Source organism: Brevundimonas sp. 01N35 (genome assembly GCF_056399785.1).
Map to the genome: position 1 here is coordinate 55,615 of NZ_JBFTRZ010000013.1, position 22,445 is coordinate 78,059.

General features: G+C 69.0%; 15 protein-coding genes. 5 read left to right on the plus strand and 10 right to left on the minus strand.

All coding sequences use genetic code 11. From position 1 onward, the window contains the following. Nucleotides 1–32: 32 nt before the first annotated feature. From AC1DJ5_RS13070 to AC1DJ5_RS13090, 5 genes are all read right to left on the minus strand, one after another. Nucleotides 33–3,053, minus strand: coding sequence for a 2-oxoglutarate dehydrogenase E1 component (locus AC1DJ5_RS13070; RefSeq protein WP_477020892.1), 3,021 nt, complete (start codon nt 3,051–3,053; stop codon nt 33–35). Nucleotides 3,054–3,284: 231 nt separating this feature from the next. Then, a complete protein-coding gene (sucD, locus tag AC1DJ5_RS13075; RefSeq protein ID WP_441456275.1) occupies nt 3,285–4,187 on the minus strand; it encodes a succinate--CoA ligase subunit alpha in 903 nt (300 codons plus the stop codon). Between the two features lie 57 nt (nt 4,188–4,244). After that, on the minus strand, nt 4,245–5,435 hold the full coding sequence (gene sucC / locus AC1DJ5_RS13080) for an ADP-forming succinate--CoA ligase subunit beta (RefSeq protein WP_477020893.1): 1,191 nt from the start codon (nt 5,433–5,435) through the stop codon (nt 4,245–4,247). A gap of 137 nt (nt 5,436–5,572) precedes the next feature. Continuing rightward, nucleotides 5,573–6,949 (minus strand): spinster family MFS transporter, encoded by a 1,377-nt coding sequence (locus AC1DJ5_RS13085; protein WP_477020894.1) that lies wholly within the window; start codon nt 6,947–6,949, stop codon nt 5,573–5,575. A 141-nt stretch (nt 6,950–7,090) separates the two neighbouring features. Further along, a complete protein-coding gene (locus AC1DJ5_RS13090) occupies nt 7,091–9,298 on the minus strand; it encodes a TonB-dependent receptor (RefSeq protein ID WP_477020895.1) in 2,208 nt (735 codons plus the stop codon). Between the two features lie 267 nt (nt 9,299–9,565). Between AC1DJ5_RS13090 and AC1DJ5_RS13095 the strand changes: the two genes are divergently transcribed. The 5 genes from AC1DJ5_RS13095 to AC1DJ5_RS13115 all read left to right on the plus strand — a co-directional run bounded on the left by AC1DJ5_RS13095 (nt 9,566) and on the right by AC1DJ5_RS13115 (nt 15,481). Then, entirely contained in the window at nt 9,566–10,297 is a 732-nt protein-coding gene (locus AC1DJ5_RS13095; protein ID WP_477020896.1) for a TetR/AcrR family transcriptional regulator, read from the plus strand. Between the two features lie 74 nt (nt 10,298–10,371). After that, a complete protein-coding gene (gene rpe, locus AC1DJ5_RS13100; RefSeq protein WP_477020897.1) occupies nt 10,372–11,055 on the plus strand; it encodes a ribulose-phosphate 3-epimerase in 684 nt (227 codons plus the stop codon). Then, on the plus strand, nt 11,052–12,863 hold the full coding sequence (locus AC1DJ5_RS13105) for a heparinase II/III family protein (protein ID WP_441456281.1): 1,812 nt from the start codon (nt 11,052–11,054) through the stop codon (nt 12,861–12,863). Before rpe ends, AC1DJ5_RS13105 begins: the two co-directional genes overlap by 4 nt. 84 nt (nt 12,864–12,947) lie before the next feature. Next, the gene (gene purH / locus AC1DJ5_RS13110; RefSeq protein WP_477020898.1) at nt 12,948–14,552 is read left to right on the plus strand and encodes a bifunctional phosphoribosylaminoimidazolecarboxamide formyltransferase/IMP cyclohydrolase; all 1,605 of its coding nucleotides are present in this window, start codon (nt 12,948–12,950) and stop codon (nt 14,550–14,552) included. Between the two features lie 179 nt (nt 14,553–14,731). After that, the gene (locus AC1DJ5_RS13115) at nt 14,732–15,481 is read left to right on the plus strand and encodes a dienelactone hydrolase family protein (protein WP_477020899.1); all 750 of its coding nucleotides are present in this window, start codon (nt 14,732–14,734) and stop codon (nt 15,479–15,481) included. Nucleotides 15,482–15,488: 7 nt separating this feature from the next. Here the strand turns inward: AC1DJ5_RS13115 and AC1DJ5_RS13120 are convergent, their stop codons facing one another. The 5 genes from AC1DJ5_RS13120 to glnD all read right to left on the minus strand — a co-directional run bounded on the left by AC1DJ5_RS13120 (nt 15,489) and on the right by glnD (nt 22,412). Then, complete coding sequence (locus tag AC1DJ5_RS13120) at nt 15,489–15,953, minus strand: OsmC family protein (protein ID WP_477020900.1); 465 nt, start codon at nt 15,951–15,953, stop codon at nt 15,489–15,491. An 11-nt stretch (nt 15,954–15,964) separates the two neighbouring features. Next, a complete protein-coding gene (locus AC1DJ5_RS13125) occupies nt 15,965–16,675 on the minus strand; it encodes a GNAT family N-acetyltransferase (RefSeq protein ID WP_477020901.1) in 711 nt (236 codons plus the stop codon). 72 nt (nt 16,676–16,747) lie between these two features. Beyond that, entirely contained in the window at nt 16,748–17,812 is a 1,065-nt protein-coding gene (gene trpS, locus AC1DJ5_RS13130; protein ID WP_477020902.1) for a tryptophan--tRNA ligase, read from the minus strand. 160 nt (nt 17,813–17,972) lie between these two features. Further along, nucleotides 17,973–19,691, minus strand: a complete 1,719-nt coding sequence (gene murJ, locus AC1DJ5_RS13135) for a murein biosynthesis integral membrane protein MurJ (RefSeq protein ID WP_441456287.1) — start codon at nt 19,689–19,691, stop codon at nt 17,973–17,975. Between the two features lie 27 nt (nt 19,692–19,718). Then, a complete protein-coding gene (gene glnD, locus AC1DJ5_RS13140) occupies nt 19,719–22,412 on the minus strand; it encodes a [protein-PII] uridylyltransferase (protein WP_477020903.1) in 2,694 nt (897 codons plus the stop codon). Nucleotides 22,413–22,445: the final 33 nt, after the last annotated feature.

Genomic DNA, 22,445 nt, shown 5'->3' on the forward strand with positions numbered 1-22,445 from the left:
CTTGGCGTATCTATAGGTCAGGCGGGGGCCGGTCAGGCCATCGTCTCGGCGAGGAAGGTCTCGAGTTCCTTCAGGTGGCGGCTCATCAGGCCGGCCGCCGTGGAGGCGGAGGCCGGACGCCCGACATAACGCGCGCGCTTGGCCTTGATATCCATCTTCTCGAGCGTCAGTTCGATCCACGGATCGACGAAGGTCCAGCCGCCCATGTTCTTGGGCTCTTCCTGACACCAGACCAGGTCGGCATTGGGGAAGCGGGCCAGCTCGGTCGAGATCGACTTGATCGGCCACGGATAGAACTGCTCGAGACGCAGGATGTAGATGTCGTTGACGCCCGCCTTCTCGCGCGCGTCCAGCAGGTCATAATAGACCTTGCCCGAGCAGACGATGACCTTGCGGATGTCCTTGTCCGCCTTCAGCGAGACGCCGGCCACTTCGGGACGCAGTTGGGCGTCGTCGCGCAGCACGCGGTGGAAGGACGAGCCCTCGGCCATGTCGGCGATGGTCGAGACCGCCTTCTTGTGACGCAGCAGCGACTTGGGCGTCATCAGGATCAGCGGCTTGCGGAACGACCGGTGCATCTGGCGACGCAGGATGTGGAAATAGTTGGCCGGCGTGGTGCAGTTGGCGACCTGCATATTGTCTTCGGCGCACTGCTGCAGGAAGCGCTCGAGACGGGCCGAGGAGTGTTCCGGGCCCTGGCCCTCATAGCCGTGCGGCAGCAGCATGGTCAGGCCGCTCATGCGCAGCCACTTGCGTTCGCCCGAGCTGATGAACTGGTCGATGACGACCTGGGCGCCGTTGACGAAGTCGCCGAACTGGCCCTCCCACAGGGTCAGGGTGTTCGGGTCGGCCAGCGAGTAGCCGTACTCGAAGCCCAGCACCGCCTCTTCCGACAGGGCCGAGTCGATGACTTCGAAGTGGGCTTGGCCGTCGCGCAGATGGTTCAGCGGGATGTAGCGCTGCTCGGTCGTCTGGTCGGTGATGCCCGAGTGACGCTGCGAGAAGGTGCCGCGCACCGAGTCCTGACCGGACAATCGGACGTTGTAGCCCTCGTCCAGCAGCGAGGCGAAGGCCAGGCTTTCGGCGGTGGCCCAGTCGATGTTCTGGCCGGTGGTGACGGTCTCCCGGCGCGCCTCGACGACGCGCTTCAGCGTCTTGTGCACGTCGACGCTGTTGGGAATCTGCGTCAGGCGATGACCGTAGTCGATGAGCTTCTCAGCCGGGACGGCGGTCTGGCCGCGCAGCTGCTGCTGATCGTCGCCCTTGGGCAGGCCCAGGCCTTGCCACTGGCCGTCCAGCCAGTCGGCCTTCTTGGCTTCGAAGCTCTTGCCGGCTTCGAACTCGGCGTCGAGGAAGGCCTCGAAACGGGCGATCTCGGCGTCGACCTCGGCCTGGGTGACCACGCCCTGTTCGACCAGGCGCTTGGAGTAGATCTCGCGCGTCGACGGCTGGGCGCGGATCTTCGAATACATCAGCGGCTGGGTGAAGGTCGGATCGTCGCCTTCGTTGTGGCCGAAGCGGCGGTAGCAGAACATGTCCACCACCGCGTCCTTGTGGAACTTCTGACGGTATTCCGTCGCCACCTTGGCGGCGAAGACGACCGCTTCCGGGTCGTCGCCGTTGACGTGGAAGATCGGGGCCTGGACCATCAGCGCCACATCCGACGGATAGGGCGACGAACGCGAGTTGCGCGGGCTGGTGGTGAAGCCGATCTGGTTGTTGATGACGAAGTGCAGGGTGCCGCCGGTGCGGTAACCCTTCAGTCCCATCAGGGCGAAGCATTCGGCCACCACGCCCTGGCCGGCGAAGGCGGCGTCGCCGTGGATCAGCAGGGGCACGACCTTGGAACGGTCCAGCGCCCATTCGGCCTCGGGCTTGCCGGCGTTGGCGTCGCGGATGTCGAAGGCCTGCTTGGCGCGCGCCTTGCCCAGGACGACCGGGTTGACGATCTCCAGGTGCGACGGGTTGGCGGTCAGCGACAGGTGGACCTTGTTGCCGTCGAACTCACGGTCCGACGAGGCGCCCATGTGATATTTGACGTCGCCCGAGCCCTCGATGTCCGACGGGACGGTCGAACCGCCCTGGAACTCGTGGAAGATGGCCTTGTAGGGCTTGCCCATGACGGCGGCGAGCGTGTTCAGGCGGCCGCGGTGGGCCATGCCGAAGACGATCTCGTCGACGCCGAGGTTGCCGCCGCGCTTGATCACCTGCTCCAAGGCCGGGACCATGGCCTCGCCGCCGTCCAGGCCGAAGCGCTTGGTGCCGGGGAAGCGCTTGTGCAGGAAGCGTTCGAAGCCCTCGGCCTCGATCAGCTTGTGCAGGATGGCCAGCTTGCCTTCCTTCGTGAAGGCGTTCTGCTCGAACTTGTCCGGGCCTTCGAAGCGCTGCTGCAGCCAGGATTTCTCTTCCGGCTCGGCGATGTGCGTGTACTGCACGCCGATGTTGCCGCAGTAGGTGCGCTTCAGCAGTTCCAGCACCTGCCGGACGCTGCCGGTCTGCATCCCCAGGACGCCGTCGAGGAAGATCGGGCGGTCCAGGTCAGCGGCGGTGAAGCCGTAGAATTCGGGGGTCAGCTCCGGGTTGTCGACCGGCTGCTCGATGCCCAGCGGGTCCAGCGTCGCCTGCAGGTGGCCGCGCACGCGATAGGCGCGGATCAGCATCAGGGCGCGGATCGAGTCATGGGCGGCGGCGCGCACGTCGTCGGCGGTCAAGGCGCCGGAAGCCGAGGCGGCCGGGGCGGCCGGACGCGGGCCGGGTTTGCCGCCGGCGGCCTTGGCATCGACCTTGGGAGCGGGCCAGCGGCCGTCGAAGACGGCGGTGTCTTCGGTCGGGTCGGTGGCGGCGCCGCGGCCCCACGAGCCGGCGGCGGCCGACTGCTTCACCAGGTCGGCGTTGTCCTTCAACTGATCGAAGAAGGCGCGCCATTCCCCCGACACGGAGCCGGGGTCCGAAGCCCATTTTTCGTGCAGGTCCTCAATGAAGGCGGCGTTCGCGCCATAGAGGAAGCTGGTCTCGGCAAAGACCTGGTTCAGCTGACCTGCATCGTCCGCCATGTTTCTCACATCGTCCTACATTCGGCCGCGCGCGCACGCCTGCGCGGTGAGCGGCGCCGCTCATATAGGCCGTGTTTCCTTACTGGTCATGACCGAAGCGGGGCGTTGCGGGTGGAAATTGGTCGAATCCGCAAGAAAAAACGCCTCCGGACGATTCCGGAGGCGTTTCAAAAGGTCGCAGGACGCTAAATTTCGCCCCGGAACGTCGTTCTTTTATTTTTGAAGGACTTCTTAGCCCTTCAGCACTTCCAACAAAGTATGACCCAGGCGCGCCGGCGACGGCGAGACGCGGATGCCCGCAGCCTCCATCGCGGCGATCTTGGATTCCGCATCGCCCTTGCCGCCCGAAACGATGGCGCCGGCGTGGCCCATGGTGCGGCCGGCCGGAGCCGTACGACCCGCGATGAAGCCGGCCATCGGCTTCTTGCGGCCCTTCTTGGCTTCGTCGATCAGGAACTGGGCGGCGTCTTCTTCGGCGCCGCCGCCGATTTCACCGATCATGATGATCGACTGGGTTTCGTCGTCGGCCAGGAACATTTCCAGGATGTCGATGAACTCGGTGCCCTTGACCGGGTCGCCGCCGATGCCGACGGCCGTGGACTGACCCAGGCCGGCGTTGGTGGTCTGGAACACGGCTTCATAGGTCAGGGTGCCCGAGCGCGAGACGACGCCGACCGAACCCTTGGAGAAGATGCTGCCCGGCATGATGCCGATCTTGCACTGTTCCGGGGTCAGGATGCCGGGGCAGTTCGGGCCCAGCAGGCGCGACTTGGACTTTTCGAGGCGGGCCTTCACGCGCACCATGTCCAGCACCGGGATGCCTTCGGTGATGCAGGTGATGAAGGGGACTTCAGCCTCGATGGCTTCGATGATGGCGTCGGCGGCGCCTGCCGGCGGGACGTAGATGACCGAGGCGTCGGCGCCCGTGGCTTCCTTGGCTTCAGCGACCGAGCCGTAGATCGGCAGGGTTTCGCCGTGCGAGCCGGTCCAGTTGGTGCCGCCCTTGGTGGGATGCACGCCGGCGACCATCTGGGTGCCGTGATAGGCCAGGGCCTGTTCGGTGTGGAAGCCGCCGGTCTTGCCGGTCAGGCCCTGGACGATGATCTTGGTGTTCTTGTCGACGAGAATGGACATGTGTCTGTGCTCTGAATCTGTGTGTCTGCAGGGCGGTGGCGAGTAAGGCGTGAAGCCTTAGCCGACCGCCGCGACGATCTTCTGGGCGGCGTCATCGAGGTCGTCCGCAGCCGTGATGGCCAGGCCGCTCTCGTTCAGGATCTTCTTGCCCAGTTCGACGTTGGTGCCTTCCAGACGCACCACCAGCGGCACCTTCAGGCCCACTTCCTTGACGGCCGCGACCACGCCTTCGGCGATGACGTCGCACTTCATGATGCCGCCGAAGATGTTGACCAGGATGCCCTCGACCTTCGGGTCAGCGGTGATGATCTTGAAGGCCGCCGCGACCTTCTCCTTGCCGGCGCCGCCGCCGACGTCGCAGAAGTTGGCCGGCTCCTTGCCGTACAGCTTGATGATGTCCATCGTCGCCATGGCCAGGCCGGCGCCGTTGACCATGCAGCCGATGTTGCCGTCGAGCGCCACGTAGGCCAGGTCCCACTTCGAGGCCTCGATTTCCTTGGCGTCTTCTTCGGTCTCGTCGCGCAGAGCGCGGATGTCTTCGTGACGGTACAGGGCGTTGCCGTCGAACGACACCTTGGCGTCCAGAACGCGCAGGTGACCGTCGGTCATGACGATCAGCGGGTTCACTTCCAGCATGGCCATGTCCTTCTCGACGAAGGCCTTATACAGGGCCGGGAACAGCGACTTGCCGTCCTCGCGGGCGTCGCCTTCCAGCTTCAGCGCGTCCGACAGGGCGGCGCAGTCGGCTTCGGTCACGCCGATCGTCGGGTCGATGACGACGGTGATGATCTTTTCGGGGGTGTCGTGGGCGACGGTTTCGATGTCCATGCCGCCTTCGGTCGAGACGACGAAGGCGACGCGGCCGTAGGCGCGGTCGACCAGAATCGACAGGTACAGTTCACGCGAGATGTCGGCGCCGTCTTCGATGTAGAGGCGGTTGACCTGCTTGCCGGCGTCCGTGGTCTGGGCCGTCACCAGGGTGTTGCCCAGCATTTCCTTGGCGTTCTTGACCACGTCCTCGATCGAGAAGGCCAGGCGCACGCCGCCCTTGGCGTCAGCCGGCAGTTCCTTGAACTTGCCCTTGCCGCGGCCGCCAGCGTGGATCTGCGACTTCACGACGTAAAGCGGGCCAGGCAGTTGCTTGGCGGCGGCTTCGGCCTGGTCGGCGCTGGTGATGGCCACGCCTTCAGCGACCGGGGCGCCAAAGGCCTTGAGAACCTGCTTGGCCTGATACTCGTGAATGTTCATGTCTGATCCGCGCCGTTGGGAGGAGGTGTGTGGAAACTTTGGTCGCGCTTATAGGCGTCGCGCCTTCGCAGACGCAACCGTCCGTCTCCTTATGCGCCTGCCAGGCTATTCTTATGCGCGAAACGGCTCAGGTCGGATCAGTCGACCCAGTCCTTCTTCAGCGTGCGCGAGGCCCCGAACAGCAGGGCCGAGGACAGCAGGTAGAAGCCCATGCCCGTGTAGATGGCCCAGCGCAGGCTTTCCTCGCCGAAGGCCGGCCGCAGCAGATCGGACATCCAGCCGAAATAGTAGATGCCGACGGCGATCCCCAACAGGTTGTTGATCAGCAGGAAAAGGGCCGAGGTCGTGGTCCGCATCGACGGCGGAGCCAGTTGCTGCACCGCTGCCGTGATCGGTCCCAGCCAGGCCAGGTTCAGGCCGGTCGGGATCAGGAAGATCAGGAAGGCCAGCGTCAGGGCCGCGAACCCGTTCGGATCAGCGCCCGGCATGACCGCCCCGACCAGGGCGCCGGAATTCATCGCCAGGAGGAAGCAGGGGACCGAGATCAGGAAGGCGATGGCCGGGGTCAGCGGATAGGCCGACTTCGATTTCTTGCCCAGACGGTCGGCGATGTAGCCGCCCATCCAGATGCCGGCCACGCCGCCGGCCAGGACGATGCCGGAATAGTACCAGGCGGTGTTGGCCAGGGTAAGGCCGAAGCTGCGCATGAAGAAGCTGGGCAGCCAGGCCGCCACGCCATAGCCGCACACCGACGACGAGGCCGCGCCGAAAGCCAGCAGCCAGAAGCTGGGCTTGGGGGCCAGGGTCTTGAGCACGTCGCCGAACGGCGGGGCCTTGTGCACGAGCGGCGCGACCGGCGCGGGCGCGACCGAAGCCGGCGTATCCATGCCGCCGCGTTTCGGGTCCTTGACCGTCAGGCGCAGGACTGGCGCAACCAGCACGCCCAGGACGCCGACCACGATGAAGGCCGTGCGCCAGCCGTAGGTCGCCGCCAGCAGACCGCCGACCAGGGTGCCGGCCGCCATGCCCAGGGGAATGCCGAAGGCGTAGGCCGCCAGCGCCCGCGCGCGCTGCGACTTGGGGAAATAGTCGGCGATCAGGGAATAGGCCGGGGCCACGCCGCCCGCCTCGCCGATGCCCACGCCCATGCGGCACAGGAACAGCTGACCAAAGCTGCCGGCCACGCCGCACAGGGCGGTGAAACCGGACCACAGGGTCAGGGCCGCCGTCATGATCCAGACGCGGCTGACCCGGTCGGCCAGCCAGGCGATGGGAATGGCCAGGGTCGAATAGAGCAGGGCGAAGGCCAGCCCGCCCAGCAGCCCGAACTGGGTGTCCGACAGGCCGAACTCGGCCTTCAGCGGCGCCGCCAGGATGCCGATGATCTGACGGTCGAGGAAGTTCAGCATGTAGATGAGGATCAGGACCCCCAGCACATAGTAGCGATAGCCTGGGGAGACGGCCTTTTCGGCCGTTTCGGCCTGCTGCGGCGCGGCGGCCTCGGACGTGGTCATGGCGTGCCCCCCTTGGGCCTCAGGTCTGGTTGCGACGGACCGTAGCGGCGGCGCCCGGCGGCGCCAAAGAAAAAGGGCGGCGGTCCAGTTCGGACCGCCGCCCGCGATCAAATGATCAGGCGTTCAGGAGAAAAGGACGGATCAGAACTTGTACTGCAGCGACGCCGTCACGGTGCGCGGCGGGCCGTAATAGCCGATCACCGAGTCGTTGTAGGTCGCCCCGAGGAAGTTGTAGCCGCCGACACGGTATTCCTCGTCGGTCAGGTTCTTGCCAAAGACGCCGACGGTCCACTTCTGGCTCGGGTCCGTCCAGACCACCGCCAGGTCGACCAGGGCGAAGGCCTTCTGATCCAGGATCGGGTTGGGGAATTCGAACTGGCTGTAGGCGTCGCGGTAGCTGACCGACGGCGTCACCGCCAGCGATCCGCCCGCCACGTCGCCGCGCCAGGTCAGGCCCAGATAGCCGGTCCATTTCGGGGCGTTCTGCAACACCACCTGGCTCGAGATATCCTCGTACTGCTTCGTCGTCAGATTGTAGCGCAGGAACTCCTCGAACTTGGAGTCGAGGTAGCCGACCGCGAAGTTGGCCGTCAGGTTGTTGGTGACGACCAGCGCGCCTTCCAGTTCGGCCCCGTAGAATTTCGAGGAGCCGACGTTGTCGACGAAGCTGGCGATGCCGCCCACGGCCGGAACCTGGGTGGTGACCTGCTGGTCCTCGTACTTGTTGTAGAAGACAGCCGAGCTGAAGGTCAGGCGGCGGTCGAAGGCCGAGCCCTTGAGGCCGATCTCGTAGGAGTCGACGGTTTCCGGCTGATAGCCGTTGACCGTGTTCGGCGTCAGGATGGCGTCGCCGCGCATGTCGAAGCCGCCCGACTTGAAGCCCTTCGAATAGGAGGCGTAGCCGGTGATGCGGTCCGAGAAGTCGTAGGACAGCGAGGCCTTGGGCGTGAACTGGTCGAAGCTGTTCGAGTTCGTATAGTCGGTGCGCAGCAGGATCGGCGCGCGCGCCGTGCCGCCCAGCAGCGGACTGCGGGTCGCGCCCAGATAGTTGGCGCGGAAGACGTGGCCGGTCTTGTCGTCCAGCGTATAGCGGGCGCCGAGGCCCAGGTGCAGACGGTCGGTCAGGTCCAGGTTCACGTCGGTGAACAGGGCGATGCTGGTCGTCTTCACATAGCCGGCGGTGCCGACCACGACGCCGAGGTTGCCGGCAATGGTGTCGAAGGCGCCCGAGGCGGTGCCGTCCAGATAGAAGATCCCGGCCACGCCCTGGATCCGGTCCCCGGTGAACAGGGCCTGGAATTCCTGGGTGAACTGATGGTCGCCGTAGACCGCCGGGATGTCCAGCGTCGGCGCCGGCGTGTTGTCGAAGTCGATCAGGGTGTCGGTGTCGCCGGAGCGATAGGCGGTGATCGACTTGAACGACCACACGTCGTTCAGATCGACCTGGGCGGTCAGCGACACGCCCTCGGTCGTCACCTTGTTCTTGTCGCCGAGGCCGGCGTAGGTGTCATAGACGCTGCTGGGCACGCCGGCGCCCGGACCGACGCCGGCGATCTCGCGGTGGCCGTGACGGGGGTTCGACTTGTCCTCGACCCGATCATAGGCCAGGCGGAAGAAGGTGTTGTCGTAGGGCTGGAATTCGGCGCTGACGCGGCCGGCCAGGACGTCCTTGTTATAGTGTTCGGCGCCGGTGTTCAGGTTCTTGCCGAAGCCGTCGCGGTTGTAGCTGGCGACGGCGCCGCCGATGCGCAGCTTGTCGCCCAGCGGGGTCGAGCCCGAGGCCAGCAGGTCGATCTGATTGTAGCTGCCGTAGGCGCCGCGCAGCGTGCCTTCGGCCTCATCCGGGTTCAGACGCGCCGTGACGTACTTGATCGCGCCGCCGACGGTGTTGCGGCCGTACAGCGAGCCTTGCGGGCCGCGCAGCACTTCGATGCGCTGGATGTCGAAGATGTCCAGAACGGCGCCCTGCGGACGCGCCACATAGACGTCGTCGACATAGAGGCCGACGCCGGGCTCGAAGCCCCACAGCGGATCCTGCTGGCCGATGCCGCGAATGAAGGAGATCAGCGTCGAGTTCGAGCCGCGCGCGACCTGAACCGTGGCGTTCGGGGTCTGCTGCTGCAGGGCGGTGATGTCGCTCGCGCCGGTTTCTTCCAGACGCTGGGCGCCCAGGACCGACACCGCGACCGGTACGTCCTTCAGGCTTTCCTCGCGGCGACGGGCGGTGACGATGATGTCGTCGACGTTCGAGGCCTGCGCTTCGGTCGAAACCTGCTGCGCCACAGCGCTGGCCGAGAGCGCGCCCCAGGCGGCGCCCGCCAGCAAGGCGGTCTTCACGAGTCTGTTCATTTGGATCCCAATCTCTGTTTCCAGCCCAATCGACGCTTTTATTCAGCGTTCAATGATTTTCACGGAACGTGCCGATCTTTCACCGGTCTGTCAAACGGCCACGCTGGGAACCGCCGCAAATCCGACGCGCCTGTGGCGCCGTTGCACTGGAGGTCGAACCACGCCCCGAGCCTGATGCTCGGCATCAGGCTCCAGGATTGATGCTGGAGCGAATATCTGCGTTCAGAGGCGTTCGCATCTGAACCGATTTCGCTCTAGCTTGCGCGCATGACACGTGACGACGACATCGCCCCGACCCTGCCGCCCGTCGCCGCCGCGCCGGCCCGCCGCGGTCGGCCGAAAAAGACCAAGACCGCCGGCGCGGGCGAGACCCGCGACGCCATCCTGAACGCGGCCGAGGACCTGTTCTCCAAACACGGCTTCTACGGCGTCACCATCCGCGAGGTGGCGCGCGAGGCCGGCGTGGATACCGCCCTGGTCCATTATTACTTCGGGGCCAAGAAGGAGCTGTTCGACGCCGTCTTCATCCGCCGCGCCGAGGTCTGGAACAACGAGCGCGTCGCCGCCATCGACCGCTACGCCGAGGCCGCCGGCGACGCCATGACGCTGGAAGGCCTGTTCGAAGCCTTCCTGCGCCCCCCCTTCCAGTGGTCGCTGAAGGGCGGCCCGGGGTGGAAAAACTACGCCGCCCTCGTGGCCCAGACCAACGCCAACCCGGCCTTCGGCGGCGAGACCATGGCCCGCTATTTCGACCCGGCCATCCGCCGCCTGATCGAACTGGTCAAACGCATCCTGCCGGACGCCGGGGAGGCCGATCTCTACTGGGCCTACCACAACCTGTCGGGCGCCCTGACCCTGACCCTGGGCGAGACCGGACGTCTGGACCGGCTGTCGGCCGGCCTGTGCCAGTCCGGCGATCTGGACAGCGCCTGCGACTACATGGTGCGCTTCGCCGCCGCCGGCTTCCGCGCCGTCTGCGTGCCGCGACAGAACGGCTGATGCGAGAGGCGGGTCGAGCCTGCGTCAGCAGCCCGGCTTGCCCCCCGCGCGCCATGGCCGTAAGTCGCAGAACCATGACCCAGACCATCGCCGCCCCCGCTCCGCTGATCTGCCCCTCCATCCTCGCCAGCGACTTCGCCAAGCTGGGCGAAGAGGTCCGCGCGCTGGAAGCCGCCGGGGCCGACTGGATCCACGTCGACGTCATGGACGGCCATTTCGTGCCCAACATCACTCTCGGCCCGGACATCGTGAAGGCCCTGCGCCCGCACACGAGCCTGCCCTTCGACGTCCACCTGATGGTCGCCCCGGTCGATCCCTGGCTGGAAGCCTTCCGCGAGGCGGGCGCCGACATCCTCAGCATCCACCCGGAAAGCGGCCCCCACGTCCACCGCACCCTGGGGCGCATCCGCCAGCTGGGCGCCAAGGCCGGTCTGGTCTTCGATCCGGCCACGCCGCTGTCGATCCTGGAAGAGGTCGTCGACATGGTCGACCTGGTGCTGATCATGTCGGTCAACCCCGGCTTCGGCGGCCAGAAATTCATCCCCTCCTCGCTGAACAAGATCGAGCGCGCCCGCGCCATCCTCGACCGCGCCGGGTCCAAGGCCCGCCTGCAGGTGGACGGCGGCGTCATCGCCGACAACGCCGGGGCCTGCCTGTCCGCCGGGGCCGACGCCCTGGTCGCCGGCTCCTTCGTCTTCAAGGGCGGGCCGGACGCCTACGCCGCCAACATCCAGGCCCTGAAAGCCGCCGCCGCGTGAGCCCCCTCGGCCCCTTCGCCCCGCGCGAGACGGACGGCGGCCTGAACGAGGGCCATATCCCCGGCCTGCGCGGCGCCCCGGTCCGCACCCCGGTGCGGGCCACGGGAGCCAAGGCCGATCCCGCCCTCTGGGCCGCGGTCGCCGGTCAGCTGGCCGCCCGCCAGCTGTGGATCGAGCTCTACGGCCTGCCCGGCTACGCCCTGACGTTGAAGGGCGCCCGCGCCGACGGCTTCGCGGTCAGTCCGCGCGACTTCCGGCCCCTGCGCGAAGAGGCCCCGCGCCCCCTGCTGTCGGGCCGGTTCACCCTGGCCGGGCTCAGCCTCGACGCCGAGGGACCCGCCGACCTGTGGAACCGCCCCACCCCCAGCCGCGCCTTCGCCGTCGAGCTGCACGCCTTCGTCTGGATGCCCGAGATGATGGCCCTCGGCGATCGCGGCGCGCGCGAGGCTCTGGCGCTGACCCTGGCCTGGGACGAGATCTTCAACCGCTGGTCGCCCTTCTCCTGGGACCCCGACATTCTGGCGCGGCGCACCTATCATCTGGCCTGCGCCGGGCGCCGTCTGGCCCAGGTCGCGACCGAGGCCGAGCGTCTGCGCCTGACCGACATTCTGGCGCGGCAGGCCCGCCAGTTGCTGCGACCGCCCGGCGGGCCGATGGGCCGGGCCGAGCGCCTGACCGCCGTCGCCGTGGCCGGCTGCGCCCTGGCGGGCAAGGCCGGGGCCGGTCTTCGCCGCACCGCCCTGAAACGCCTGCCTCACGCGCTGGAGGCCACCGTCGCCGCCGACGGCCATCACGCGGCCCGCGCCCCGGAAATGGGGCTGGAGCTGCTGCTCGACTTGCTTACCCTGGACGACGCCCTGGCCCAGCTGTCCGAGCCGACGCCCGAGCCGGTGGCCGCCGCCATCTCGCGCCTGACCATGGCCCTGCGCGTCCTGACCCTGCCCGACGGTCGGCTGGCCGCCTTCCAGGGCGGGGGTGCCTCGACGCCCGAACGCGTCGCCGCCGCCCGAGCCCATGACGAGACGCCCGCCGCGCCGTCCAGCGGCGCCGTCGGCGGCTTCGTGCGCGTCTCCAGCCCCCTGCTGACCCTCATGGTCGATGTCGAGGCCCCCGCGCACGGCGCCTGGTCGACCGCCGCCTGCGGCCAGCCCGCCGCGCTGGAAGTCGTCTGCGGCCGCGACCGCCTGTTCACCTCCGCCGGCTGGACCCCGCGCGCCCTGGACCGTCAGGCCCTGCGCCTGACGCCGGGCGCCTCGACCCTGACGCTGGGCGAACAGCCGCTGGGCGAGCCCCTGTCCGGCTGGAAGTCGGAGCTTCTGGGTCCGCGCCTGGTCGGCCCGACCCTGCACGTCAGCCGCGACCACCGCGAAGGCGACGGCGCCGTCTGGCTGGAGGTCGAGCACGACGGCTGGATGCCCGGCTACGGCCTGATGCACCAACGCCGCCTCTATCTGGATCAGCGGCTGGACGAACTGCGCGCCGAGGAACGGCTGCATCCGCCCGAAGGTCGCCCCGAGGTGACGCGCGCCCTGGCCGCGCCCTATGCGCTGCGCTTCCAGCTGGAGCCCGGCGTGCAGGCCTCGCTGGCCCGCGACCGCCGCTCCATCCTGCTGCGCGGCCATTCAGGACGCGGCTGGTGGTTCCGCAGCGACGGCCCCGACGTGGCCATCGAACCCGCCGTCCATGTCGACGAAGGCATGACCCGGCGTTCCTTGCAGATCGTGGTCCGCGGCTCCGTCCGCACCGACGCCGACACCAAGATCCGCTGGAAGCTGAGCCCGGCCGGGGCCGCGGGCGACCCCCACTAATCGGACCGCGCGGGCTGACGCCGTCGCCCGATGGTGCTAGAGCGCCCGCCATCTCCCCGCCCCAGCTGTTAACGGACGCCGCCCATGCCCGCCGCTCCCGACTTTCCGCCCGCCCCGGACGCGATCAAACCTGTCCGCGCCCTGATCTCGCTGTCGGACAAGGCGGGGCTCGAGGATGTCGCGCGCACCCTGGCCGGGCTCGGCGTCGAGCTGGTCTCGACCGGCGGCACCAAGGCGGCGATCGCGGGCTTCGGCCTGCCGGTCAAGGACGTGGCCGACCTGACCGGCTTCCCGGAAATGATGGACGGCCGGGTCAAGACCCTGCACCCCGTGGTCCACGGCGGCCTGCTGGGCGTGCGCAACGCCCCGGCCCACGCCGAGGCCATGACCGAGCACAACATCGGCGCCATCGATATCGTCTGGATCGACCTCTATCCGTTCGAGAAGACGGTCGAGGACGGTGGCGGTTTTGAAGCGGCCATCGAGAACATCGACATCGGCGGCCCGGCCATGATCCGCTCGGGCTCCAAGAACCACGGCCACGTCGCCGTCGCCGTGGACGGCGAAGGCATCGGCCTGATCCTCGAGGCCCTGAAGACCGACGGTTCGACCACGCTTAACCTGCGCAAGCAGCTGGCCGCCCGCGCCTTCGCCCGCACCGCCGCCTATGATGCCGCCGTTTCCGCCTGGTTCGCCGGTCAGTTGAACGACGCCGCCCCGGCCCGCAAGGCGATCGCCGGAACCCTGGCCCAGACCCTGCGCTACGGCGAAAACCCGCACCAGACGGGCGCCTTCTACCGCACCGGCGAGCGCCGTCCGGGCGTGGCCTACGCCGAACAGGTCCAGGGCAAGGAGCTCGGCTACAACAACATCGCCGACGCCGACGCCGCCTATGAGCTGGTGGCCGAGTTCGAGGCCCCGGCCTGCGTCATCGTCAAGCACGCCAACCCCTGCGGCGTGGCCGTCGGCGCCACCCTGGCGGACGCCTACGCCCGCGCGCTGGAATGCGATGCCGTGTCGGCCTTCGGCGGCGTCATCGCCGTCAACCGCCCGCTGACGGGCGAGGACGCCCGCGCCATCACCGGCATCTTCACCGAGGTGGTCATCGCCCCCGGCGCCGACGACGAGGCCAAGGAAGTCTTCGCCGCCAAGAAGAACCTGCGCCTGCTGATCACCAACGGCCTGCCCGACCCGCACGGGCCGGGCGAGGTGTTCCGCTCCGTCGCCGGCGGCTTCCTGGTGCAGTCGCGCGACCGCAGCCTGATCAAGCCCTCGGACCTGAAGATCGTCACGCGCCGCCAGCCGACGCCGACCGAGATCCAGGACATGCTGTTCGCCTTCACCGTGGCCAAGCACGTCAAGTCCAACGCCATCGTCTACGCCAAGGACGGCCAGACGGCGGGCATCGGCGCCGGCCAGATGAACCGCCGCGACTCGGCCCGCATCGCCGCCATCCGCGCCAAGGAAGCCGGCGAGGCCAAGGGTCTGGCCCATTCGTTGGCCCAGGGTTCGGCCTGCGCCTCCGAAGCCTTCTTCCCCTTCGCCGACGGCCTGCTGGAAGCCATCGCCGCCGGGGCCACGGCGGTGATCCAGCCGGGCGGCTCGATGCGCGACGCCGAGGTCATCGCCGCCGCCGACGAGAACAACATCGCCATGGCCTTCACCGGCGTGCGGGTCTTCCGGCACTAGGCTTTAAGGGCGCTAACGCGCGCCGCGCGGCGGCTCGCTGCTTGAGCGCGTGACGTTTCTCTTCTTGCAGGGCGACGTGCTCAAGCAGCCCGAAGGGCGGTAGCACCTCTCAAAGAAGCTTCTCCCCTCAGGGAGAAGCGGCGCTTCTTCTTTGCGTGCTGCGCGGTATGCTGCCCGTCATGGATACGCTCAAAGCCCGCTGGGCCATGCTGGAACCCTATACGACCGTGGTCGGTCCCGACGACGACCGGCCGCGTCCGGCGGTGCTGCTGTTCCACGGCTGCGGCGGTCTGCGGGACCATCTGCCGCGCTACGCCGAGGCGGCCAAGGCGGCCGGTTGGCGCGCCTTCATCGTCGATTCCTACGGCCCGCGCGGCTGGAACCGGGCCTTCACCCTGACCACGGTCTGCACCGGACTGGTGCTGCGCGGCTATGAGCGGGCGGGCGACCTTCTGGCCGCCGTCGACGGCATCTCGCGTCGCCCCGACGTCGATCCGACCCTGCTGTCGCTGGCGGGCTGGAGCCACGGCGGCTGGTCGATCATGGAGATGATGAGCGAGGACCCGCTGCCGGGCCGGATGGGCGTGGCCGACCCCGGCGCGGCCGACCTGTCGGGGGTCAAGGCGGTGTGGCTGGCCTACCCCTATGTCGGCTTCTGGGCCTTCAACAGGATGAAGCCGTGGCGGCACTGTCCGCGCGTTCTGGCCATGACGGCCAGGCGCGACCACCTGACCACGGTGTCGAACGCCGAACGGGTCAACGCCATGATCCGCGACTGCGGCGCCGAGGTCGAAAGCTGGATCGCCGAGGGCACCCACGCCTTCGACGAACCGACCAGCAACGGCCCCATGCGGCACGATCCCGAACTGACGCTTGAGGCCCTGCGCCGCTTCACCGCCTTCCTCAAGGACGTCGCGCCCGAGGCCTGAAAAACGGTCAGCCCAGACGGGCCGTCACGGTGATCTCGGACCGCACCGTATGGGCCATGTCGCAGTGCTCGTGCGCGGCGTGGTGCAGGGCGTCCAGCTCGGCCTGATCAGGCTGGCGGCCCGTGAAGCTCGTGACCGGATTGAGGGCGACGCGGGCCAAATAGCGCTTGCCCGCTTCGTTCTTGTCCATCTCGCCCGAGGCCTCGTCCAGATAGCGGTCGACCACCAGACCCGCGTTGGCGGCGAAGGCCAGAAACCACAGCATGTGACAGCTGGACAGGGAGGCGATCATGGCCTCCTCCGGGTCCACGCCCGCCGGGTCCGACAAGGGGACCGGCACGCCCGAAGGGGCCGAGGAGCCGGGCACCACCGCCCCGCCGTCGAAGCGCCAGACATGGGCGCGGCTGTACCGCTTGTCGACGAAGGGCTGGTCGCCCCGCGTCCATTCCACCGTCGCGCCGTGCCCGCTCATGTCCGTCTCCTCTAGACCTCGCCCAGCGAGGTATAGATCATGCGCGCCCGCGCCTGAAATCCCAGACCGCGATAGAAGGCGATCGTCGCCTCGTGATCGGCGAAGGCGTGCAGGAAGGCCGTCTCTCCCGTCGCCAGAATCTCGCCGACCACGACGCGGGACAGGGCGGCGGCGTAGCCCTGGCCGCGATGATCCGGGTGGGTGCAGACCCCGCTCAGCTCGGTGAAGCCGTCGACGCGCAGCCGCCTTCCCGCCATGGCCACCAGTTCGCCGTCTCGCTTGACGCCGATGAAGGGGCCGAGGTCGCGCGTCCGCGAGCGGAAGGGGCCGGGCCGCGTCAGGGTGGCCAGCGCCAGCATGGCCGGGGCGTCCGTCTCGCTCAGCACCTCGATCGCCCCGTCCAGCCGCGCGCCCGTCGGCCCGACCGGCGTCAGAGCCGTCGCCGTCATCTGCACCAGGGCGACCTGTCCTGCGATCGTCATCCCCTCGGGCAGGACCGCAGCCATCGGCCCGTCCTCGCGCTCGACCAGTCCCGCGCCCGGATGCCGCCGCGCCAGCTCGCCCAGGGCCCTGCGGCTTTCCGCGCTGTCGTCCGCCGCCGCCAGAAAGACGCCGACCTCGGGATCGATGCGCACGGCGGCCGGCCCGGAATCCGGCGTCGCAAACCGGGACAGGCGCGTCGTCAGGGCGTTGAAGATCGCGCGATCAAGAGGATGGTTCATGGCCCGACGATCTAGACGGCAACGCCCGGAGGCGAAAGCCGCCGCGCGGCCGTCACGTCCGAAAAAGGCTGGTCAGCCCTGCCAGAAGCCGACGATCTTCTTGACCTCGTCCACGACCGGCTGAGCGACCTCGCGGGCGCGCTCGGCGCCGACGGCCAGGGCGCGGTCGATCTCGGCGGGGTCGGCCATCAGGCGGCGCATCTCGGCGGTGACCGGGGCCATCGAGGTGACGGCCAGCTCGGCCAGCTTGGGCTTGAAGGAGCCGAAGCCCTGACCGCCGAACTCGGCCAGAACGGCCTCGCGCGTGGTGTCCGACAGGGCGGCGTAGATGGCCACAAGGTTCTTGGCCTCGGCCCGGCCGTCCAGACCCTCGACCGTTTCCGGCAGCGGCTCCATGTCGGTCTTGGCCTTCTTGATCTTGGCGGCGATGGTGTCGGCGTCGTCGGTCAGGTTGATGCGCGACAGGTCCGACGGATCGGACTTGCTCATCTTGGCCGAACCGTCGCGCAGGCTCATGACCCGCGTGCCCGGTCCCTGGATCAGGGGTTCCGGCTGGGGGAAGAAGCCGGGCACGCCGAAGTCGTTGTTGAACTTGGCGGCGATGTCGCGGGTCAGCTCCAGATGCTGTTTCTGGTCCTCGCCGACCGGCACCTCGGTCGCCTTGTAGAGCAGGATGTCCGCCGCCTGCAGCACCGGATAGGTGTAGAGGCCGACGCTGGAGCGCTCCTTGTGCTTGCCCGACTTCTCCTTGAACTGGGTCATCCGGTCCAGCCAGCCGAGGCGGGCGACGCAGTTGAAGATCCAGGCCAGCTCGGCGTGAGCCGGCACCGCCGACTGCGGGAAGATGACAGCCTTGGCCGGGTCCAGGCCCGAGGCCAGATAGGCCGCCGCGATCTCGCGCGTCTGGGCCGCCAGCTTCTCGGGCTCCTGCCAGACGGTGATGGCGTGCATGTCGGCGACGAAGACGAACAGGGGCGCGCCCGTGTCCTGCAACTCGGTGAAGCGCTTCAGCGCGCCCAGGTAGTTGCCCAGGTGCAGGGCGCCGGAGGCCTGGATGCCGGACAGGATGCGACGCGGACCTGCGTAAGCCGGGGCGACGGGGGCCAGAACGTCAGAAACGGGGGTCTGGTCAGTCATGGGAATATTTCTCGGGACTCAAATAGGCTGGATATCGGCGCACGCGCGGACGTGCGGGGTCAGGCGGTGAACAGTCAGCCGCGCCATCGCCGAGCGGCGAGAGGATGTCCCGAAAGAGCCATGCCCTCGCGCTTATCGTTTCAGGCAGGCAAGGGCAAGCTTACCGCCCTCCGCGCAGCAGCCCCTTGACCTCGGCGACCGTGACCGCGCGCGTGGCGAAGGCCAGGACGACATAGGTCAGCCCGCCCGCCGCCACCACCAGGGCCAGGGTGATCTCCTTCGCGCCGTGCGAGGTTCCCAGCAGGGCCAGAAGATCGGCGACCGGGGCCTGAAGCATGGGCCGCGCCCAGGAGGCGACGCCGACCACCAGACCCAGACCGGCGCTGGCCAGGCCAATGCGGACCAGCCGCGACGCGGCCTCCGGGCTGGGCCGGTAATGCCCGCGCCGCCACAGGGTCGCGCCCAGCAGCAGGGCGTTGGTCCAGGCCGCCGCGCTGACCGCCGCCGCGATCCCGGCTATGCCCATGCCCAGATTGAACAGGGCGATGGCCAGGGCCGCGTTCACCGCCACCGAGACCAGGGCGAAGACCATGGGCCGGCGCGTGTCGCCGCGCGCGAAGAAGGCCGGGGCCAGGATGCGGATCAGCACGAAGGCCGGCACGCCCCAGCCGAACTGGAACAGGGCCTGAGCGGTGTTGACGGCGTCGACCTGCAGGAAGGCGCCGCGCGTGAACAGAGCGTCGATCAGGAAATAGGGCATGGCCATCAGGGCCGCCGCCGCCGGCAGGGTCAGGGCCATGGACAGGGCCAGGGCCTCGTCCATCGAGGCCTGCTGCTGGACGTGATCCTTGGACGCCACCGCCGAGGACAGACGCGGCAAGAGGGCGATGCCGATGGCTACCCCGACCAGGCCCAGCGGCAGCTGGTACAGCCGGTCCGCCGTGGCCAGCCAGGTCCGCCCCCCGGCGACGAAGCTGGACAGGTTGCCCGAGATGAAGACGTTGATCTGGGTCGCGCTATTGCCGATGGCGGCGGGGACGGCGGTGATGATGATGGCCTTCACCGCCGGCGTCAGCCTGGGCATGGTCAGGCGGATATTGGCCCCGGCCTTCCTCGCCGCCCACCAGCACAGGCCCGCCTGGGCCACGCCGGCCACGGCCACGCCCCAGGAGGCGGCGTAGGCGGCGCCGACCTGGTCGCCCTTGGCCGGGATGACGGCGGCCAGCATGATCAGGTTCAGCAGGATGGGATAGGCGCCCGAGACGATGAAGCGCCCGCGCGCGTTCAGCACGCCGCTGAGCAGGGCGGCGATCGCCATGCAGGGCAGGTAAGGCATGGTGATCTGGGTCAGGATCACCGCCAGCTTGAACCGCGCCGGATCGTCAAGGAAGCCGATGTTGATGACCGTCATCAGCCACGGCATCGTCAATTGGGCGATAATGGTCAGGACCACGGTGACGGCGGCGACAGCGGCCAGGGCGTCGGTGGCGACCTGATCGGCCACGGCCTCGCCCTCGGTCTTCAGCGTCTTGGCGTAGGCCGGCACGAAGGCGGCGGCGAAGGCCCCTTCGGCGAAGATGCGGCGGAACAGATTGGGGAAGTTCAGGGCGGTGTTGTAGGCGTCGGCCGCCGGTCCCGCCGAGGCCCCCAGGGCCGCCGAGATCACCACGTCGCGGGCGAAGCCGGCCAGGCGGCTCAGCATGGTCATGGCGCTGAAGATGGCTGAGGAGCGCATGACGCCGCCCCCCTTGCCCATGCCTTTGGGCGCATCGCCGTCCAGCGTCGTCGAGGCGGCGGGCGGCTGGACAATGGGCTCGACGGTGGCCGTCGCGCTCGGCACGGAGGCCGCGGGTTCGAACGGATCGGTCTTGTCGGTCACGGAGTTCTCGCTGTCGTCGCTACCGACTTAGCGCGCTCGCGGCCCGCTGGATACGGGTTTGCGCCCGACCTCGCCTTCCAGATCGGATACGTCGCGCACGCTGGCCCGCACCGGAACGATGCGTCGTCCCGCCGGTCCCTGCGGCGCCCGATCCAGAACCGCGATCAGCGCCGTCTTCAACGCCGCCAGCCGCGCCGCGTCGGTCGGCTTACCGCCATCCGCGTCGGTGATGTAGAAGCCGTCCACCGCCCGCTCGCCAAAGCTGGCCACGTGGGCCGAGCGGGTCGAATAGCCGTGCGCCGAGATCGTCCGCGCCAGGTCGGCCAGCAGGCCGGGCCGGTCGGCGCCCGAGACCTCGACCACCACGGCGCTGGTTCCTGCCTCGACGTCGATCCACACCACCGGGCGCACCTCGAAGACGGCGCGACGGGCGCTGACGCGCGGCGTCTCGACGGCCGAGGCCCGCGCCCCCTTCTGCGCCGCCCGCACCAGCGCCTTGACCAGAATGGCCAGCCGTCGCGGCTCGCGCTGGCCATAGGGCTCGCCCGCGCCGTCCTGAATCTCGAACACGTCCAGCGCCGTGCCGTCCTCGGCCGTGGCCAGGCGCGCGCCCACCACGTCGGCCCCGGCCAGGGCCAGGGTCGCGGCCAGGTCGGCGAACAGGCCGGGCCGGTCCCACGCCGCCACCGCCACCCGCGCCGTCGATTCCAGCGGCCCCTCGGCGGCCAGGGCCTCCACCGCCGCCCCCTCGCGCCGCGCCCGTTCGACCAGGGCGGGGTGATCGGCCAGCGGGTTTTCGCGCGTCACGGCGTCGCCCCGGAACAGGGCCTCGGTCGCCTCGAACAGGGCGCGCATCAACTGACCCTTCCAGCCGTTCCACACGCCCGGCCCCACGGCGCGGATATCCGCCACGGTCAGCACCATCAGCATCCGCAGACGCTCGGGGTCGCCCACCGCCTCGGCGAAGGCGTGCACCGTCGAGGGGTCCGACACGTCGCGCTTTTGCGCATAGTCGCTCATCAGCAGGTGATGGCGCACTAGCCAGACCACCAGCTCGATCCGGCGCGGATCGACGCCCAGCCGCTCGCAGGCCCGGCGCGCGGCGATGGCGCCGTCCTCCAGCTGCCCCCGGTCGCCTCCCTTGCCGACGTCATGCAGCAGCATGGCCAGCATCAGCACCTCGATGTCGGCGATGCGGTGGATGATGGCGGTCGAGGTCGGGTGGTCGGCCTCCAGCTTGCCGCGCGCGATGTCGTTGATGACGCCCACGGCCTGCAGGGTGTGCTCGTCGACCGTATAGGCGTGGTACATGTTGAACTGGGTCTGGCCGACGATCCGCCCCCATTCGGGCAGGAAGCGGCCCAAGAGGCCCGTCTCGTTCATGATCGACAGGACGCGGTAAGGCCGCGCCCCGTGCGCCAGCACCGTCAGAAAGGCCTCGGCCGCGCGCGGGTCGCGCCGCAATGCGGGCGTCACCAGCGGCAGGGCGCGGATCACGGCGGCGAAGGCGTCGGGGTGCAGGTCCAGATCCAGCCGGTCCGCCTCGACGAACAGCAGCAGCAGCCGCACCGGGTCATGGGCGAAGACGGCCCCGCCCCCCGTCACCGTCAACCGCCCGCCCTCGACGGCCAGGCCGTCGAAGGCCAGCTTGACCCGCCGCCGGGGGATCAGCCGCGACAGGCCGCGCGCCAGGCCTTGCGCCTTCTTCTGCTGGCGGGCCTCCAGCTGGGCTGAGACGGCGCGGGTCAGGGCCCCGACCTCGCGCGCCACCTGGAAATAGCGGCGCATGAAGCGCTCGACCGCCAGTTCGTCGCCGCGCCCGCGCCAGCCCATGCGGCGCGCGATCTCGGGCTGGAAGTCGAAGGTCAGCTTTTCCTCCGCCCGCCCCGCCGCCAGATGCAGATGAATGCGCACCCGCCACAGAAAGCCGATCGCCTCGCGGAAGGCGCGCCGCTCGCGCGCGGTCAGCAGACCTTCCAGCGCCGCCTGCCCCTGCTCGCTGTCCGGCGCCAGCGACCGGGCGATCCAGAACAGGGTGTTCAGGTCGCGAAGCCCGCCCTTGCCGTCCTTGACGTTGGGCTCGACGCGATAGCGCACCGCCCCCGTCTTCTGCAGGCGGACGTCGCGCTCCTCCATCTTGGCGGCGATGAAAGGTCTCGGGTCGGCGCGGGTCACCTCGGCGCGAAACCGCTTCAGCAGACCTTCGCCCAGGGCGCTGTCGCCGGCCAGAACCCGCGCCTCCAGCAGGGTCGTGCGCACCGTCATGTCGCTGCGGGCCAGATCCATGGTCTCGCCGACCGAGCGCGAGGCCGAACCGACCTTCAGCCCGAGATCCCAGAGGACGTAATGGACGAAGGCGATCACCGCCCCGGCGCGGGCGCTGGTCGTCTGACCGGGCCGCAGGAACAACAGGTCGAGGTCGGAAAAGGGCGCCAGCACCCCCCGGCCGTAGCCGCCGACCGCCAGAAGGGCGAGCCGCTCCTTGGGCGACGGATGCAGGATCTCGGTCGCCACCCGCCACAGGCTGGTCAGCATGGCGTCCGCCGCCGCCGCATAGAGGCGCGCCGCCTCGGCCCCGTCGACGCCGCCCTCCAGCCGCCGGGCGACGCGGGCGCGGTCGACGGCGAAGCTTTCGCGCAGAAGATCGGTGACGGCAGCGCGCGCATCGGGCGCCGCGGCGGCGCCGACGAGGCGCGGATCGAGAGGGGGCGATGGGCTCACGTCACGAGTCATAACACGCTCCCCTTCTTCCGC